Genomic DNA, 15,373 nt, shown 5'->3' with positions numbered 1-15,373 from the left:
TCCCGGACGTCCGGGGCGGCGGGTCAGGTCTCGGCAGCAAGGGCGCCGACCCGTCGCGCCGACGCCTTCACCAGGTAGGCCACGGTCCCGGTGAAGTCGCCCGCACCGTCCTCGGTGGCGGCCGCGATCGCCGCGAAGGTGACGGTCTGGAAGACGAGGTCGGCGAGCGGCGCCAGGGCCAGGGCGCGGTCCACGTCGGCCTCGGGGTACGCCTCCCGCCACGGCTCGGCGAAGGCGGCGAGCTGCTGATCGGCGTCCGCGCCCGCGTCGTCGGAGGCGACGAAGTACGCCAGGTGGCTGCCGTCGAGGAACGGGTGGCTGATGCAGGCGTCGGTCCAGTCGAACAGGCGGAGGGTCTGACCGTCGTAGGCCACGTTGCCGGGGTGCAGGTCGCCGTGGGCCAACGTGTCGGGCAGGCCCGTGCTCCAGAACTCCCGGACGCGCTCCTCCACCTCGTCGGCCGCCCCGAGGACCGCGGCACGGTCGTCCTCGGTCAGCAGCGCCATCTCGGGGTCGTGGGCCAGCACGTCGCGCCAGGCTGCCAGCGTGGGCCCGAGGCCGCGGTCCGGGCAGCCGGCCGCCCGGAGCTCGTCGAGCCAGGCGAGCGACGCGAGCTGGGCTGCTGCCCACACGGGCGCGAGCGCCTCGGCCGCGCCCTCGGCACGGTCGGACGCGCCCGCGAGCGGCTCCATCAGCAGCCAGCCCTCCGCGTCGTCGGCCGCCACCACGATCGGCACCAGGCCGGGCAGCCGCTGCGAGAGACGATGGAGGATCGCGGCCTCGGCACGGAAGTGGTCGCAGCACGCCTTGAACCAGAGGGTGCCGTCCGACGTCGGGACCTCGAGCACCGCGGAGATGGACCACACGCGGTGCGTGCGGACCGGCTCCGTCCGCCGTCGGCCGCGAGCGCTCAGGCAGTCGTCGATCCAGGCCTCGACCCGGTCGTACCACCCGGCCTGGAACCAGTCGGGTCGCTGTCGTGGCGCACTGCCGGAGTGCTGCGCCAGTGCGGTGCCGACCCGCGCGCCGAACGGTTCGGCGAGGTCGCCGACCGGCAGCCAGGCGCCGCCGGCGACACCGTCGGGATGTCCCCTCAGCGCCAGCACGTGGAGGAGGTCGGCCCGGACGGACTCGTCGGGCTGCGGCAGCGGGATCGGCGGGGCGGCGTGCACGCCGTCGGCCACGTGCCGGGTCGCGGTCCGGGTCGGGTCGTCGTCCTCGTCCGCGTGCACGAAGGTGGGCAGCGCGCCGTCCTCCGACCACACCGTCCCGTCGTGGACCAGCGCGACGTGGTGGGTCCGGGTCCGGGCGGGCGCCTGCTGGTCGTCGGTCGTCACCGGAGGATTGTGTCCCGGTCCCCGTGAGCCCGGCACGCGAATATGCGGTCTGACGAGGCCTGTGACGCAGCTAGGCCCCGGACACCAGTGGTGTCCGGGGCCGTGTCGCCAGGTGGTGGCGAGCCGCTACCAGACCCGTCGGGAGGAGCCGCCGATCGGCACGAAGTTGAGCACCAGGCCGACGACGATCAGGATGATGCCGAGGGTCGTCAGGATGCTCTGCGGGAGCAGGAGTCCGAGGATGAGAAGGATCAGTCCGAGGACAATCATGGGTGTGCCTCCTAGGTGATGCGGGGGGATGCGGCCGACCCATCGTTGGGCGGGCCGGATCACTCTGGCGGTCCCCGACCCGGTTCGCAAAGCCGGATCCTCCCTACGGGTGAAGGTGTGTCCATGCTCTGTCCACCCTGACAGGAGCGCGCTCAGTCCGTGCCGAGCGCCTTGATCGCCTCGTCGATGGCCAGCGTCCGACGTGCGGACTCGACGTGGAGGTTCTCCACCATCTTGCCGTTGAAGGTCACCACACCCGCCCCCTTGCCGTCCTCCCAGGCGGCGATCAGGCCGCGGGCGTCCTCGACCGCCTGCTCGCTCGGGGCGAAGGCGGCGTTGGCGCCCTCGACCTGGCCGGGGTGGATGAGCGTCTTGCCGTCGAAGCCCATCTGGCGGCCCTGCTCGCACTCGGCGAGGAAGCCCTCGGTGTCCTTGACGTCGTTGTAGACGCCGTCGATGACGGCGATGCCCGCGGCCCGGCCGGCGAGCAGGGCGGTGTGCAGGCTGGGCAGGATCGGCCCGCGCCCCGGCACGTGCTCGGCGAACAGCTCCTTGACCAGGTCGTTGGTGCCGAGGACGAAGGCACCGATCCGCTCCGAGGCCCGCGCGATGGCGAGGGCGTCGAGGATCGCGACGGGGGTCTCGACCATGGCCCAGAGACGGGTGTGGTCGGGCGCACCGGCCTTCTCCATCGCGGTGACCAGCCGCGCGACGTCGTCGGCGCTGTCGACCTTGGGGACCACGATCGCTGCGGGCCCGGCCTGGCTGGCGGCGACGATGTCGTCGTCGTGCCACTCGGTGCCGAGGCCGTTGACGCGGACGGCGACCGTACGACGCCCGTAGTCGCCGCTGGCCGCGGCGGCGGCCGCCGCCTCGCGGGCAGCCGGCTTGGCGTCGGGCGCCACGGCGTCCTCGAGGTCGAGGATCAGGCCGTCGCAGGCGATCGTCTTCGCCTTCTCGAGCGCGCGCACGTTGGAGCTCGGCATGTAGAGGACCGAGCGGAGGGGGGTGAAGTCGCTCATGCCTGCACCTCTCCGTCCGCCGAGATGGCGTCGTACTGCTTCTTCAGCTCGGGGTCGATCGCGGCGAGCTCCGCGGCGAGCGCGACCATCACCTGGCACTGCTTCACCGAGGCGTCGTCCTCCATCTTCCCGTCGATCATCACTGCACCGGTGCCGTCGCCCATCGCGGCGATCACCCGCCGGGCGTGGGCGACGTCCTCGACGCTGGGGGAGAAGACCTTGTTGGCGATCGTGATCTGCGCCGGGTGCAGGCTCCAGGCGCCGACACAGCCCAGGAGGAACGCGTTGCGGAACTGGTCCTCGCACGCGACGGTGTCCTTGATGTCGCCGAACGGCCCGTAGTAGGGGTAGATGCCGTGCATCGCGCACGCGTCGACCATGCGGGCGATCGTGTAGTGCCACAGGTCCTGCTGGTACGACGTCCGCTGGGCGTCGTACTGCGGCACGCCGAGGTCGTCACGCACCGGGTCCTGCCGGACGAGGTAACCGGGGTGCCCGCCACCGACCCGCGTCGTCTTCATCCGGCGGTCCGCGGCCAGGTCGGCCGGACCGAGCGACAGGCCCTGCATGCGCGGGCTGGCGGCGCAGATCTCCTCGATGTTCGCCACGCCGCGCGCCGTCTCCAGGATCGCGTGCACCAGGATCGGCCGGTCGAGGCCGGCCTTCGCCTCGAGCTGCGCGAGCAGGCGGTCGACGTAGTGGATGTCCTCCGCGCCCTGCACCTTCGGCACCATGATCACGTCGAGCTTGTCGCCGATCTCGGGCACCAGGGTGGTGAGGTCGTCGAGCACCCACGGGCTGTCGAGCGAGTTGATCCGGGTCCAGAACTGCGTAGGCCCGACGGTGCCCCCAAGATTGGGAGTCGCCTTCCCGATGTCGACGAGGCCCTGGCGCGACTTCTCCTTGTTCTCCGCCTTCACCGCGTCCTCGAGGTTGCCGAGCAGCACGTCGACCGTGCCGACCATGTCGGGCACCTTGGCGGCCATCTTCTCGTTGCCCGGATCGAAGAAGTGGATGGCGCGACTCGGTCGGGCCGGGATCTCGCGCGGCGGCGTGGGCGCACCGACGGCGAGCGGAGCGAAGAAGTCCTTGGCGGGGCGTGTCATGGCCGCAAACTACCGTCGCCCGCCGGGCCCCGGATATGACGCATGTCTCGCCGATCCGGCCAAAAGGTGAGGCCCCACGCGTTTGCCGCAGCCTGCTAGGACTGGGGCACTCGTCCCCGACCGAGGAGCGACCCGTGGAGCTCTACCTCCCAGTGGTGGTCCTGTCCGCGATCGCCGGCCTGTTCGCCGTGGGCTCGGTGCTCATGAGCTCGGTCGTCGGACCGAAGCGCTACAACCGCGCCCGGCTCGACTCCTACGAGTGCGGCATCGATCCGGTCGCCGACCCGGGCCGCAACGCCCGCACGATCCCGGTGCGCTACTACACGATCGCGATGACCTTCATCATCTTCGACGTCGAGATCATGTTCCTCGTGCCATGGGCGGTGCACTTCGACCAGCTCGGCAGCTTCGGCTACTTCGCCGTGGTGCTGTTCATCCTCAACCTGTCGCTCGCCTATGCCTACGAGTGGCGGCGCGGCGGGCTCGACTGGGACTGACCCGCCCGGCGGTCAGCGGCTGCGCCAGCGGGACCACCACGACGACTTCCGCGGTGCCGCGCGGCTGGCCGCGACGGCTGCGCGCTGGGCCTCGACCCGGGCCGTACGACGCTCGCGCCACGCGGCCACCTCGTCGTCGACGTCCCGGGGTGCGGTGATCACGGGCGGGCCGCCCTGGAGCTGTCGGCGGGTCTCGATCACCCGCTTGTTGAAGTCCTCGACCTCGCGGCGCACCTCGCTCTCGGCCGTGACCTCGTCCAACCGGGCATCGAGCTCGGCGTCCTCCTTGCGCAGGGCCAGGGCCGGCGGCAGGAGGGCGATGTTCTCGCGCTCGACGAGCTTCTTGACCCACCAGTCCGGGTCGTGCTCGACGCCGAGGTCCTCGATCGGCTTGCCCTGTCCGGGCAGGTCGTCGAACTCGCCACGCTCCATCGCCTGGCGCACCTGCAGGTCCACCCAGGTCGCCTGCTGAGCGATCCGGGCCGCTGCAGCGGAGCGACCGGTGCGGTCGTCGCGCGCGGCGGCGCGGCGTACGGACTCGGTGTCCGCCACCTCGAACCCGTCCTCCCGGTCGCTCTCCGGCATGTCGCCACCCTACGTTCGCGGCCCGGGCAAGGCACGGTCCTGGCCGGGCTGGTGGCGGCCAGCCCGTGACAGGGTGGACGCATGGCCATCCGAGGCATCCCCGACCGGGCCGCCGGCGTCCAGCTGCACGTCACCTCGCTGCCCGGCGGGCGGCTCGGGGAGCCGGCCCGCGACTTCGTGCGGTGGCTGTCGGCCGCGGGGCAGACGGTCTGGCAGGTCCTGCCGCTGACCGTGCCCGACGCGCACGGGTCGCCGTACGCCTCCCCGTCCGCCTTCGCCGCGTGGCCGGGCCTGCTCGAGGACCCGGGTGCGTCGGTCACCGACGACGAGGTCGCGGCCTTCGCCGACGAGCACGTCTACTGGGCCGGGTCGTGGGCGGCGCACGGCGGCGACCTGGCCGACCAGGTGCGCTTCGAGCGGGAGTGGGCCGCACTGCGGGCCTTCGCCGCCGACCACGGCGTGCGGGTGATGGGCGACATCCCGATCTACGTCGCCGCCGGGAGCGCCGACGCCGCGGCCTGGCCCGACCTCTTCCGCGACGACGCCGTGGCCGGGGTGCCACCCGATGCCTACAGCGACACCGGCCAGCTGTGGGGGAACCCGCTCTACGACTGGGCGGCGATGGCGGCCGACGAGCACCGGTGGTGGATCGAGCGCCTGCGCCGCCACCTCGCCCTCCACGACCTCGTCCGCATCGACCACTTCCGGGGCTTCGAGTCGTTCTGGGCGGTCCCGGCCGGCGACGCCACGGCCGAGCACGGTCGGTGGGAGCCGGGGCCCGGCCGCGCGGTCTTCGACGCGGCGTCCGCGCGGCTCGGCCCGCTGCCGGTCGTCGCCGAGGACCTCGGCGTCATCGACGCGCCGGTCGAGGACCTGCGCGACGCGCTGGGCTTCCCCGGCATGGGCGTCCTGCAGTTCGCCTTCGACCCCGACGGCGAGGACCGGCGCCACGAGCCGGAGAACCTGCGCCGCGACCAGGTCGTCTACACCGGCACCCACGACAACGACACCGTCGTCGGCTGGTGGGACACCCTGCCGGAGCGACGTCGCCGCGAGGTGGGCCGCGCCTGTCGTACGGCCGGCATCACCGACCCCGACCCCGCCTGGGCCCTGATCCGGCTCGCGCACGCGGCGCCTTGCCGGCTGGCGGTCGTGCAGGCCCAGGACGTGCTGTCGCTGGGCTCGGAGGCCCGGATGAACACCCCGGGCACCGCGGCCACCTGGTCGTGGCAGCTGGCACCCGGCATGTTGGGCGCCGACCTGGCGGCGCGGCTGCGCGAGGTCACCGAGGAGCACGGACGCCTGGTCTGACCGGGCCGTCCGGGTCGGCTCCGGGTCGGGCAGGGGCTGACCCCGATGGTGCTGCGTGCCCCGGCGGCGCATGCTGGAGGCATGGAAAAGATCCGCACCTCCCTCGCCCGGCAGGGCCTCGTCCGCTCGACCGACAAGGCGATCATCGCCGGCGTCTGCGCCGGCGTCGGCCGTCGCTTCGGGCTCACGCCGTGGGTGACCCGGCTGCTGTTCGTCGTGACGCTCTTCGTGCTGCCGGGCAGCCAGATCCTCGTCTACCCGCTGCTGTGGTTCCTGATGCCGTCCGAGGACAGCATCGAGGCCGCCGCGGCCGCCCCGCACCTGCGCTGACGGCGGGCTCCTCGCCCGTCGGCCCTGCGCTGTCACCGGGCCCTGACAGGCTGACGGCATGACGGACGCGTGGGAGCTGGTGCGCCGCGAGCGCGAGGCGCTGGTCGAGGACCTGGCCGGGCTGACCGACAAGCAGTGGGAGCTGCCGTCGCTGTGCGGCGGCTGGACGGTCCACGACGTCGCCGCACACCTCGTCGACAACGCCCGCACCACCCGGCTCGGCATCGTGGCCGCGATGGTGCGCGCACGCTTCGACTTCGACCGGCAGAACGACGCCGGCGTCGCCCGCGAGAAGGGCGCGACGCCGGCCGAGACGCTCGACCGCCTCCGCGCGGTGGTGGGACGGCGTACGACTCCTCCGGCGCCGCTCGACAGCCGGCTCGTCGAGGAGGTCGTCCACGGCGAGGACGTACGACTCCCGCTCGACGTGCGCCGCGACTACCCGACGGAGACCGTCGAGCGTGCCCTGGCCCACCAGCTCAGGACGTCGGTCGGGCTGGGCGGTGGCAAGCAGCGCGCGGCCGGTCTCCGGCTCGTCGCGACCGACGCCGACTGGTTCCACGGCGAGGGCGCCGAGGTCCGCGGTCCGCTGGTGTCGCTGCTGATGGTCGTCTCCGGTCGGGCCGAGGCGCTCGAGGACCTGACCGGACCCGGGGTGGACCGGCTCGCGGGAGCGCTCACCAGCTGAGGGGCCGCTCCCGGCACGGTGGCGCTGCCGTCCACCGCGGGAGCACACTGGCGAGGTGGTGCGGACCGAGCCGATCGACAAGTGGGTGCGGGGCCGCCTCGACGGCGAGGTGGTCGTCGAGTCCCGCGAGCCCCTGCTCGTGTGGCAGGGCATGTTCCCGCCGGTCTACGCGTTCCGTCGCGACGAGATCGCCGACGGGGTGCTCACGCCCATCGATCCGCCGGTGCGCGAAGGCTTCTTCTTCTTCGGCCCGCAGGTCCCGGTGTCGCAGTGGTACGACGTCGCTGCCGCGGGCCGGGTGCTCCCGGCGGCCGCGTGGACGCTCGCCGACGAGGCGCTCGCCGACCGGGTGGTGGTCACCTGGGAGCCGGGGCTGCTCGAGTGGACCGAGGAGGACGAGCCGGTCACGGCGCACCCCCGCGACCCGCACAAGCGGGTCGAGGCCATCGCGAGCTCGCGGCGCGTGGAGGTGGCCGTCGACGGCGTGACGCTCGCCAGCAGCGCCCGGCCGGTGCTGCTCTTCGAGACCCACCTGCCCACGCGCTTCTACCTCCCGGTCGAGGACGTGCGCCTCGACCTGCTGGAGCCGACCGACAACGTCTCGTACTGCCCCTACAAGGGTCGGACCGACGGCTACTGGACCTGGCCGGGGCCGCCTGTCCTGCCCAACGTCGCCTGGACCTACTCCTCGCCGGCACCGGCGGTCGGCACCGTCGCCGGCCGGGTGGCGTTCTACAACGAGCTGGTGGACATCACCGTCGACGGGGTGCGCCAGCAGCGGCCCGAGTCACCGTTCAGCTCCCGCGAGCAGCGGCCCGGCGGCGACGCCTGATCCGGCGGACTTGTCGGCCGAACTTCCCGCTCGTCGGCCGGAGTTTCAGCCGACAAGCGGGAAGTTCCCCGGATATCCGGGGATCGCGCCGGAGGTCAGTGCGGGACGGTCTCGTTGCGTACGTCGCTGAAGGCGTGCCGGGGTGCGGCGAGGAGCGCGAGCGCGGCGAGGAAGGACGCGCCGGCGCAGACGGCCCACACGGTGAGGTAGCCGCTGAACGGTGCCACGTGCTCGGACGTCGCGTCGAGCGAGCCGGTCGCGGTGAGCGCGATCGCGAAGATCGCGGAGGCGATCGCACCGCCGACGGTCTTGGTGCCGTTGGTCATGCCGGTGGCGATGCCGGTGCGCTCGGGTGGCGCGGCGGCCGCCGCGGCGGCGGGCAGCGCGGCCACCAGTGCGCCCGACCCGAGGCCGGCGATGCCCATGTTGATCAGCGCCTGCCAGGTCTCGGAGTTGAACGGCAGCCACAGCAGGTAGCCCAGCCCGACGAGGCAGCACGCGACGACCAGCGCGCGTCGTACGCCCCCGAAAAGCCGGGTCGTCAGGGGCAGGGTGAACGCCCCGATCGCCAGGGTCACGACGTAGAGCCCGATCAGCGTGGAGATGAACGCAGGGTCCGCACCGAGCCCGTAGCCGCGCTCGGCCGGGTCGGCCTGGGCGTAGGTCGACAGCGGGATCTGGCCGCCCAGCACCGGGATGCCGAAGAGGAACGCTGTCACCTGCACCGGCCACTGCGCCGGGCTGCTGAGCAGGCGTACGTCGACGATCGGGTCCGGATGCCGCAGCTCGAAGCGCCAGAACACGGCGAACACCGCGACGGACACGACGATCGTCGACCAGCCGAGCAGCGACCCGGCACCGTCGAGGCGCAGCCACACGAGGCCGCCCATCAGAACGCCGAGGGCGACGGTGATCAGGGCCAGGCCGGCCCAGTCGATGCTGCCGGTGTCGTCGCCGGGCGCCTGCTCGATGCCGAAGAGGATCACGAAGAAGACCGCCGTCACCACGACGGCGGGGAGGGCGAGCAGGACGTTCATGTCGAGCGTGTCGACCAGCAGGCCGCTGCTGACCGCACCGACGATGACGGCGAGCTCGAGGGAGCCGACGAGGATCGCGGCCCCGCGCCGGGTGAGCAGCTCCTGGCGACCGGACTCGCGCGTGCGGCGGTGGACGATCGCGATCTCCAGCGGCAGCCACACGACGTACGCGCCCTGGATCGCCCAGCCGACGAGGAAGGTCGTGAAGGACGGCGCGAACGCCAGCCACCACGAGCCGAGCGCGGTCACGGCGGTCGAGACGAGCAGGACGCGCTTGTGGCCGGAGAGGTCCCCGAGCCGTGCGAGCAACGGGATGCAGAGGGCGCTCACGATGAGCTGCGCGGCCTCGAACCAGTTGATGTCGCCCTCGCTGATCGAGAGGTGATCGGCGATCTGCGGGTAGATCGGGGTGTAGTAGCCCTGCAGGATGCCGCTGGCGAACTCCACCAGCACCAGGAAGCCGACGATCGTGGCGAGGCCCTTCACGGCGGTCTGCGCGGCCGGCTTGCTGGTCGTCAAGCGTGGGGTGCTCATGCGGGGAGCCTCTCGATCAGCAACTTGTACCAGCGGGCGCCGTCGACGAGGTCGGCGACGCCGATGTGCTCGTCGTAGGAGTGGATGGCCTCGCGCTGGGCCTTGGTCATCCGGAAGGGGGCGAAGCGGTAGACGTGCTCGCTGATCGCGGTGAAGTGGCGCGAGTCGGTGGCGGCCATCATCACGTAGGGCGTCGCGACCGCGTCGGGGAAGACGTCGCCGATGCAGTCCTCCAGCAGCTCGAACGGCTCGTCCATCGGGGAGACCGGCGACGGCTCACCCGACTCGACCACGTCGATGCGGATCGAGTCGTCGTCGACCGCCTTCCTGACGTGCTCGACCACGCCGGCGACCGTGTCGCCCACCATCACCCGGATGTTGAGCCCGGCCTTCGCGGTCGACGCGATCACGTTGAGGGCCGGCGACCCGCTGAGGGTGGTGGCCGCGACCGTCGTACGCGTCATGGCCGCGGCCTCCGGGCCCGCGGCGAGCAGCGCCCGGGTCACCACCGGGGCCAGCCGGTCGGCCCGGCCGAGCAGCGGGCGCAGCGGCAGCGGCACGTGCGGCGCGAGGCGGCGCATCAGCTCGAGCGTCGGCGCCGGGGCGGATGCCGGGAAAGGCGCCTTCTCGAGCCGCAGGATGGCACGGGCGATGCGGGCCGTCGGGCCGTTCCTCGCGGGCGTCGAGGCGTGCCCGCCGCGTCCCTCGGCGACGAGCTCGAGCGAGGTGGTGCCCTTCTCGGTGACGCCGATGACGCCCAGCGGGGCCTTCACGCCCGGGAACGCTCCTCCCGCGATCGCGCCGCCCTCGTCGAGCACGAGCCACGGGGTGACCCCCCGGTCGCGGAGCACCTCGACGGCCTCGGGCGCCGCGGTGCCGCTGACCTCCTCGTCGCAGCCGAAGGACAGCCAGACGTCCTGGGCGGGGGTGTGCCCGGCCTCGAGCAGGGACTCGACGGCCTCGCAGATCGCCGCGGCGCAGCCCTTGTCGTCGAGCGTCCCGCGGCCCCAGATCGCCGGGCCGGTGGGGGAGTCGTGGATCTCGCCGCCGAACGGGTCGTGCTGCCAGGGGGCCCCGGTGTCGACGGGCACGACGTCGAGGTGCGCCATCAGCACGACCGGGCGCTCGGCGCTCGCCCCGGCCCAGTGGAGAAGCAGGCCATGGGCGCCGACTCGCGTGAGCTCCAGCCGCTCGTGCAGCAACGGGAACTGCGTCGCGAGCTCGGCCAGCAGCCGGTCGAAGGCGTCGGTGTCGACGCGCGCGGGGTCGCGGTCGGAGACGGTCGGGATGCGGACGAGCGCCTGCAGAGCGGCGACCACGCGGTCGGTCATGCGCCGACCGTAGTGCCCCACCGCCCGCGGTGGACGAGATTCGTACGTCGCTCGCGGCGGGCCGGTGAGCCCGGGGCGCCGGTGTCGGTCTCGCGGTGGCCGACCGTGATCGCGCCGACCGGCGCGTGGTCCTCGGGGATGCCGAACGCCTCCCGGAAGCCGTCGAGGTGGCGTTCCTCGATGCCGAAGAAACAGGCGCCCAACCCCTCGTCGACGGCGGTCTGCAGGACGAGCAGCGCCGCCATCCCCGCGTCGACCCACCAGTAGGGGACCGGCCAGCGTGCCTCGTCGCGGTCGGTCCAGCCCTTGTCGGGCAGGGCGTAGCGGTCGAGGTACGCGGCCTTGCTGGTCAGCGGGACGATCACGACCGGAGCCGTGCGCATGCCGTCGAGCCACGCGTTGTGGGCGTCGGGGTCGGCCCCCGTCGTCGCCCAGAAGAGCGCCACGTCCTCGGGGGTGTCCAGCACCAGGAACGCCCACCCCTGGGTGAAACCGGCGTTCGGCGCGCGCTGCGCGTTCTCGAGCATCCGGTCGACGGCCGCCGGGTCGACCGGCCGGTCGGCGTAGCGGCGCACCATCCGTCGACGGCGTACGACCTCATGGAACTCCATCGGGCGACCCTCCCACTCCGGTGGTGGCGGCTACCAGCGCGCCGGGTGCGCGCTGATGGCCTCCGGCGTCAGCAGGATGCTCGCGAACTGGGCGCGGGCGGCGTCGAGGACGGCCGGGTCGGGAAGGCCGCCGGCGTACCAGGGCTCGAGGTCCTCGGCCTCGACCAGGTGGCGTCCGCCGGCGAGGTCCGTGATCCGCCAGCCGCGGCTGTCGCCAAGTGCTGTCACGTGCTCGTCGCGGAGCACCTGGATGCCGTGGACGTCAGGGACGAAGCGGTCGAGAAGGTGCTTGTTGTAGCGCACGTGGTGCTCCCGGATGCCAGGCAGCCCGAGGGTCGAGTCGAGCGTGTCGGCCGACAGCGCCCGGCGCACCGTGGGCCGGACGAAGCCCTGGTTGAGGTCCGCGGCGAGTGCCGTCAGCGCGTGTCGGAGCACGTCCACGACCTCCCGCCACGATGGCTCGCAGCCTGCGTCCGTCGCGGTCTCGAGCACCGTCTCACCACCGGGCGCGAGGGCCGCCTGCCGGACGCTGCGGGCAGCCTCGTCGACGATCTCGAGGCCGGCCATGCCGGTGGTGGCGACACCTCGCGCCAGCAGGCCGGCGACCTCGGTGGGCGTGGGTTCCGCGAGCTCGACGCCGTGCTGGCCCGCGCGGACGATCGACCGTGACGTGAGAGGCCCGGCCCAGGTGGTGGCGAGCTCGGCGATGCGGGCCGTCCGGTCGTCCGGCACGTGCCAGCCGCTGGTGCGCTGGGGGTCGCGTGCCATCGAGTCGAGGTCCGGGACCCATGCGAGGAACGCTGCGAGGACTGGACCACCGGTGGACCACCGCGGAGCGATCGCGTCGGTCGCGGCGGTCAGCGAGCCGGCGATCCCGTTGGCCTCCAGGGCGGCGGCCAGGTCGTCGACGAACCGGCGCAGCGCGCCACGGTCGGACGCCCGGCTCATCAGGACGGCGAGGCCACCTGCCGTGGGGGCGGGTGCCTCGGCGTACACGTCGTTGTCGTCGCCCCGCGCGGTTGCCGTGTCGTTGGCCGTCGTCAGCGACGCCTGGAACCGCTGGTACGCCGACTTGTCCCCGTCGAGGGCCGACCCGGTGAGGACGAGCCAGACTGACTCGCCGCCACCCCCGCGCCACGCCTTGTCGATGGCAGACGACCGGATCTGGACCACCATCGGCCCACCGTAGCTCCGCGTGGGTCTGGGATCCGAGACGACGGGCCGGCCCCCCTCGTTGACCCCGATCGACGATCCCGATGGACTGGGCGCATGGCCTTCGAGGAGATGTGGCGCGACCTGGCACCGGTCGGCCGGTCGAGCTCGTCGGGCGGCTACTTCCGCCAGCCCTGGACGGCGGCCGAGTCGGAGCTGAGGTCGTGGTTCGCCGAGGGGTGCGCGGCGCGCGGGCTGGCCGTCGAGACCGACGGCATCGGCAACCAGGTCGCCTGGTGGGAGCCCTCCCCCGGCGCGCGCCTGGGCGACAAGGGTGTCCTCACCGGGTCGCACCTCGACTCGGTCCTCGACGGCGGGGCGTACGACGGTCCACTGGGCGTGGCGTCCGCGCTCGCCGCGGTCGACACGTTGCGGGCCCGGGGCTTCGAGCCGGGCCGCCCGATCGGCATCGGCGTCTTCGTCGAGGAGGAGGGGTCGCGGTTCGGACGCGCCTGCCTCGGCTCGCGGCTGGTCACCGGCGCCACGACGTGGGTGCAGGCGAAGGAGCTGCGCGACCGCGACGGCGTCTTCCTCGCCGACGCGATCAGCGCCGCCGGGCTGGACCCTGCACAAGGACTGCTGGACCTCGACCGCGTCGGCACCTTCGTCGAGCTCCACGTCGAGCAGGGCCGCGACCTCGTCGACCGCGACGTGGCCGTCGGGCTGGCCAGCGAGATCTGGCCGCACGGGCGGTGGCGCTTCGACTTCACCGGCCAGGCCAACCACGCCGGCAGCACCCGCATGGAGGACCGGCACGACCCGATGCTGACCTACGCCATGACGGCGCTCGCCGCGAACAAGCAGGCCCGCATCTCCGGCCAGCGCGCCACCTTCGGCCGCATCACCGTCGAGCCCAACGGCACCAACGCCGTCCCGTCGCTGGTCACCGCGTGGCTCGACGCGCGGGCCTCGTCCGACGAGGCCCTCGCGACCCTCGTGGAGGCCGTCGAGCGACAGGCCCACGACCGCGCCGACCGCGACGGCACCTCGCTCGACGTCACCGCGGAGTCCGTGTCGGGCTCCGTCGCCTTCGACCCGGACCTGGCTGCCCGCCTCGCCGGCCTCGCCGGCTGGCCGGTCATCCCCACCCAGGCCGGCCACGACGCGGGCATCCTCTCCGACGCTGGCATCCCGACCGCGATGGTCTTCGTGCGCAACCCGACCGGGGTCTCGCACTCGCCCGACGAGCACGCCGAGACCGCCGACTGCCTGGCCGGCGTCGACGCGCTCGCCGACGTGCTGGCCGAGCTGGCGGGTTCCGGGGCGCCCGCATGAGCACCCCACGGCGTTCTTGTCCCCCGCTTCGCTCCTCCCAACAGCGCCGCAGGGACCCCGCGTGACGGCGTACCTCCTCGAGCGTGCCTGGGTCGGCGACCGCTTCCTCGACGACGTGCTGGTCGAAGTCGAGGACGGCCGCTTCACCTCCGTCACCCCGGACTCCGACCCGCCCCGCGCCATCCCGGTGCGCGGCCTCGTCGTCCCCGGCCTCGCCAACACCCACAGCCACGCGTTCCACCGCGCGCTGCGCGGCCGCACCCAGCGCGAGCGCGGCACCTTCTGGACCTGGCGCGACCAGATGTACGCCGTCGCCGCGCGGCTCGACCCGGACACCTACCTCGCCCTGGCGCGAGCGACCTACCGCGAGATGGCGGCGGCCGGGATCACGTGCGTGGGGGAGTTCCACTACGTCCACCACCGCCCGGACGGCTCGACCTACGCCGACCCCAACGAGATGGGTGACGTGCTGGTCGAGGCGGCCCGGCAGGCCGGCATCCGGATCACGCTGCTCGACACGCTCTACCTCTCCTCCGGCTTCGGCGTGCCGCCCGAGGGGGCCCAGCTCCGCTACAGCGACGGCAGCGTCGGGACGTGGGCCGACCGGGTGGACGCCCTGGCCGCCGCCCTGGCCGCCGCCCCGCACGCCGTCACCGGCATGGCGGTCCACTCCGTCCGCGCGGTGCCGGCCGACGAGCTGTCGGCGGTGGCCGCACGCCTCGACGGCCGGCCCTTCCACGTCCACCTCTCCGAGCAGGTCGCCGAGAACACCGCCTGCCTCGAGGCGTACGGCGTCACGCCCGCACGGCTGCTCGCCGACCACGGCCTGCTGGGCCCGACGTCGAGCCTGGTGCACGCCACCCACCTGACCGACGACGACATCGAGCTGATCGGGGGAGCCGGCGCCCACGCGAGCTTCTGCCCGACGACCGAGCGCGACCTGGGCGACGGCATCGGGCCGAGCCGTCGGCTGCACGACGCGGGCGCGCGCCTGACCCTCGGATCCGACAGCCACGCGGTGATCGACCTCTTCGAGGAGATGCGCGCCGTCGAGCTCGACGAGCGGCTGGCCACCCAGCAGCGCGGTCACTGGACCGCCGCCGAGCTGCTGACCGCCGCTACCACCACCGGGCACGGGTCGCTCGGCTGGGACGACGCCGGCGCGATCGCCGTCGGCCGGCGCGCCGACCTCGTCGTCGTCGACCCGGCCAGCCCGCGGACTGCAGGAGCCGGCCGCGACGAGGGCGCGGTGGTCTTCGCCGCGTCCGCGGAGGACGTGCAGCGCGTCATGGTCGACGGCCGGTGGGTCGTGCAGGAGGGTGAGCGCTACGACATCGGGCTCGAGCTCGATGCAGCCATCGCCCTCACCTGGGGAGAGGACCACCGATGAACACC

Annotated in this window: 16 protein-coding genes; 7 read left to right on the top strand and 9 right to left on the bottom strand. The window is 73.2% G+C overall.

Annotated features, from left to right (window positions below; genetic code table 11):
• Positions 1-23: 23 nt before the first annotated feature.
• The 4 genes from ACXJKB_RS00345 to ACXJKB_RS00330 form a co-directional block, all read right to left on the bottom strand.
• Positions 24-1,337 (bottom strand): aminoglycoside phosphotransferase family protein, encoded by a 1,314-nt coding sequence (locus ACXJKB_RS00345; protein WP_457184512.1) that lies wholly within the window; start codon positions 1,335-1,337, stop codon positions 24-26.
• A gap of 126 nt (positions 1,338-1,463) precedes the next feature.
• Entirely contained in the window at positions 1,464-1,607 is a 144-nt protein-coding gene (locus tag ACXJKB_RS00340; protein WP_186339411.1) for a hypothetical protein, read from the bottom strand.
• A gap of 152 nt (positions 1,608-1,759) precedes the next feature.
• The gene (locus tag ACXJKB_RS00335) at positions 1,760-2,629 is read right to left on the bottom strand and encodes an HpcH/HpaI aldolase/citrate lyase family protein (RefSeq protein ID WP_457184511.1); all 870 of its coding nucleotides are present in this window, start codon (positions 2,627-2,629) and stop codon (positions 1,760-1,762) included.
• Positions 2,626-3,735 (bottom strand): HpcH/HpaI aldolase/citrate lyase family protein, encoded by a 1,110-nt coding sequence (locus ACXJKB_RS00330; protein ID WP_457184510.1) that lies wholly within the window; start codon positions 3,733-3,735, stop codon positions 2,626-2,628. The genes ACXJKB_RS00335 and ACXJKB_RS00330 overlap by 4 nt, the downstream gene beginning before the upstream one ends.
• Positions 3,736-3,869: 134 nt before the next feature.
• Here ACXJKB_RS00330 and ACXJKB_RS00325 point away from each other — a divergent pair, with 134 nt between their 5' ends.
• A complete protein-coding gene (locus tag ACXJKB_RS00325; RefSeq protein ID WP_457184509.1) occupies positions 3,870-4,232 on the top strand; it encodes an NADH-quinone oxidoreductase subunit A in 363 nt (120 codons plus the stop codon).
• A 12-nt stretch (positions 4,233-4,244) separates the two neighbouring features.
• Here ACXJKB_RS00325 and ACXJKB_RS00320 read toward each other — a convergent pair whose 3' ends face one another.
• Positions 4,245-4,817, bottom strand: a complete 573-nt coding sequence (locus ACXJKB_RS00320; RefSeq protein ID WP_457184508.1) for a DnaJ family domain-containing protein — start codon at positions 4,815-4,817, stop codon at positions 4,245-4,247.
• 81 nt (positions 4,818-4,898) lie between these two features.
• Here ACXJKB_RS00320 and ACXJKB_RS00315 point away from each other — a divergent pair, with 81 nt between their 5' ends.
• The 4 genes from ACXJKB_RS00315 to ACXJKB_RS00300 all read left to right on the top strand — a co-directional run bounded on the left by ACXJKB_RS00315 (position 4,899) and on the right by ACXJKB_RS00300 (position 7,978).
• Entirely contained in the window at positions 4,899-6,128 is a 1,230-nt protein-coding gene (locus ACXJKB_RS00315) for a 4-alpha-glucanotransferase (protein ID WP_457184507.1), read from the top strand.
• A gap of 81 nt (positions 6,129-6,209) precedes the next feature.
• Positions 6,210-6,458: a PspC domain-containing protein gene (locus tag ACXJKB_RS00310; RefSeq protein WP_300047804.1), complete on the top strand. Its 249-nt coding sequence runs from the start codon at positions 6,210-6,212 to the stop codon at positions 6,456-6,458.
• Positions 6,459-6,516: 58 nt separating this feature from the next.
• Positions 6,517-7,146 carry a maleylpyruvate isomerase family mycothiol-dependent enzyme gene (locus ACXJKB_RS00305; protein WP_457184506.1) on the top strand — a complete coding sequence of 210 codons (630 nt, stop codon included), beginning with the start codon at positions 6,517-6,519 and terminating at the stop codon, positions 7,144-7,146.
• A gap of 55 nt (positions 7,147-7,201) precedes the next feature.
• Positions 7,202-7,978 carry a DUF427 domain-containing protein gene (locus ACXJKB_RS00300; RefSeq protein WP_457184505.1) on the top strand — a complete coding sequence of 259 codons (777 nt, stop codon included), beginning with the start codon at positions 7,202-7,204 and terminating at the stop codon, positions 7,976-7,978.
• A 95-nt stretch (positions 7,979-8,073) separates the two neighbouring features.
• Here ACXJKB_RS00300 and ACXJKB_RS00295 read toward each other — a convergent pair whose 3' ends face one another.
• Genes ACXJKB_RS00295 through ACXJKB_RS00280 form a run of 4 tightly spaced genes read right to left on the bottom strand, consistent with a single transcriptional unit; the run spans position 8,074 to position 12,667 of the window.
• Positions 8,074-9,549 (bottom strand): MFS transporter, encoded by a 1,476-nt coding sequence (locus tag ACXJKB_RS00295; protein WP_457184504.1) that lies wholly within the window; start codon positions 9,547-9,549, stop codon positions 8,074-8,076.
• Positions 9,546-10,880, bottom strand: a complete 1,335-nt coding sequence (locus ACXJKB_RS00290) for a M20/M25/M40 family metallo-hydrolase (RefSeq protein WP_457184503.1) — start codon at positions 10,878-10,880, stop codon at positions 9,546-9,548. Before ACXJKB_RS00290 ends, ACXJKB_RS00295 begins: the two co-directional genes overlap by 4 nt.
• Positions 10,877-11,491, bottom strand: a complete 615-nt coding sequence (locus ACXJKB_RS00285) for a nitroreductase family protein (protein ID WP_457184502.1) — start codon at positions 11,489-11,491, stop codon at positions 10,877-10,879. Before ACXJKB_RS00285 ends, ACXJKB_RS00290 begins: the two co-directional genes overlap by 4 nt.
• A 30-nt stretch (positions 11,492-11,521) precedes the next feature.
• Positions 11,522-12,667, bottom strand: a complete 1,146-nt coding sequence (locus ACXJKB_RS00280; RefSeq protein ID WP_457184501.1) for a hypothetical protein — start codon at positions 12,665-12,667, stop codon at positions 11,522-11,524.
• Positions 12,668-12,760: 93 nt separating this feature from the next.
• Between ACXJKB_RS00280 and ACXJKB_RS00275 the strand changes: the two genes are divergently transcribed.
• Both ACXJKB_RS00275 and ACXJKB_RS00270 read left to right on the top strand, forming a co-directional pair.
• Positions 12,761-13,978, top strand: coding sequence for an allantoate amidohydrolase (locus ACXJKB_RS00275; RefSeq protein WP_457184500.1), 1,218 nt, complete (start codon positions 12,761-12,763; stop codon positions 13,976-13,978).
• A gap of 61 nt (positions 13,979-14,039) precedes the next feature.
• Positions 14,040-15,368: a formimidoylglutamate deiminase gene (locus tag ACXJKB_RS00270; RefSeq protein WP_457184499.1), complete on the top strand. Its 1,329-nt coding sequence runs from the start codon at positions 14,040-14,042 to the stop codon at positions 15,366-15,368.
• Positions 15,369-15,373: the final 5 nt, after the last annotated feature.

It is taken from the genome of Nocardioides sp. P5_E3 (assembly GCF_054049275.1).
The sequence above is the reverse complement of the archived record's forward strand: the minus strand, read 5'-3'. Positions and strand labels throughout refer to the sequence as shown.

Bases quoted from the DNA above. Each gene is read 5' to 3' on its own strand.
- ACXJKB_RS00340 (WP_186339411.1), bottom strand. From the start codon at position 1,607: ATGATTGTCCTCGGACTGATCCTTCTCATCCTCGGACTCCTGCTCCCG.
- ACXJKB_RS00335 (WP_457184511.1), bottom strand. From the start codon at position 2,629: ATGAGCGACTTCACCCCCCTCCGCTCGGTCCTCTACATGCCGAGCTCC.
- ACXJKB_RS00330 (WP_457184510.1), bottom strand. From the start codon at position 3,735: ATGACACGCCCCGCCAAGGACTTCTTCGCTCCGCTCGCCGTCGGTGCG.
- ACXJKB_RS00320 (WP_457184508.1), bottom strand. From the start codon at position 4,817: ATGCCGGAGAGCGACCGGGAGGACGGGTTCGAGGTGGCGGACACCGAG.
- ACXJKB_RS00315 (WP_457184507.1), top strand. From the start codon at position 4,899: ATGGCCATCCGAGGCATCCCCGACCGGGCCGCCGGCGTCCAGCTGCAC.
- ACXJKB_RS00310 (WP_300047804.1), top strand. From the start codon at position 6,210: ATGGAAAAGATCCGCACCTCCCTCGCCCGGCAGGGCCTCGTCCGCTCG.
- ACXJKB_RS00305 (WP_457184506.1), top strand. From the start codon at position 6,517: ATGACGGACGCGTGGGAGCTGGTGCGCCGCGAGCGCGAGGCGCTGGTC.
- ACXJKB_RS00295 (WP_457184504.1), bottom strand. From the start codon at position 9,549: ATGAGCACCCCACGCTTGACGACCAGCAAGCCGGCCGCGCAGACCGCC.
- ACXJKB_RS00290 (WP_457184503.1), bottom strand. From the start codon at position 10,880: ATGACCGACCGCGTGGTCGCCGCTCTGCAGGCGCTCGTCCGCATCCCG.
- ACXJKB_RS00285 (WP_457184502.1), bottom strand. From the start codon at position 11,491: ATGGAGTTCCATGAGGTCGTACGCCGTCGACGGATGGTGCGCCGCTAC.
- ACXJKB_RS00280 (WP_457184501.1), bottom strand. From the start codon at position 12,667: ATGGTGGTCCAGATCCGGTCGTCTGCCATCGACAAGGCGTGGCGCGGG.
- ACXJKB_RS00275 (WP_457184500.1), top strand. From the start codon at position 12,761: ATGGCCTTCGAGGAGATGTGGCGCGACCTGGCACCGGTCGGCCGGTCG.